This is a genomic window from Acetobacter sp. DmW_043 (assembly GCF_002153485.1).
In the GTDB taxonomy this organism is placed as follows: domain Bacteria; phylum Pseudomonadota; class Alphaproteobacteria; order Acetobacterales; family Acetobacteraceae; genus Acetobacter; species Acetobacter thailandicus.
In genome coordinates this window covers 1-314 of record NZ_JOMN01000097.1, presented here as the reverse complement: position 1 = coordinate 314, position 314 = coordinate 1, and the positions used below count along the sequence as shown (strand labels likewise).

1 protein-coding gene is annotated in these 314 nt (G+C 33.1%); it reads left to right on the top strand.

Features of this window, described 5'->3' with window-relative positions:
- Positions 1-163: 163 nt before the first annotated feature.
- On the top strand, positions 164-298 hold the full coding sequence (locus HK11_RS12705) for a hypothetical protein (RefSeq protein WP_255375983.1): 135 nt from the start codon (positions 164-166) through the stop codon (positions 296-298).
- The last annotated feature ends 16 nt before the right edge of the window (positions 299-314 follow it).

Sequence of the window (314 nt, the reverse complement as noted above, 5' to 3'; positions counted from 1 at the left end):
CCTTGCCGTCATCCATATCGCAGCAACAGCAGACTGGATTAAGTTCTAACAGGCCCTAGTGAAAACGGATTAAATTTCTATATAGCAGGTAGAAGAAGAGAAGTATATAGATCTTTTATTTATTATTTTATTGAAGTAAACAAACTATTAAAAGAAAATAATAATGGAAAGTATATTTTTTGGTAAAATAGATGATGTTTCATCTTTTGTTTATAATATTAAAAATAAAGAGTGGAAAGTTGTTGATCCAATAGGTGGAGGGTTCGAAGAACCGTTGGTTGATGCGCTTGGTTCGTGATTTCAGGCTTTTGGCG

What these genes read in the sequence shown, in the direction of transcription:
- HK11_RS12705 (WP_255375983.1), top strand. Translation starts at nt 164, where the DNA reads ATGGAAAGTATATTTTTTGGTAAAATAGATGATGTTTCATCTTTTGTT.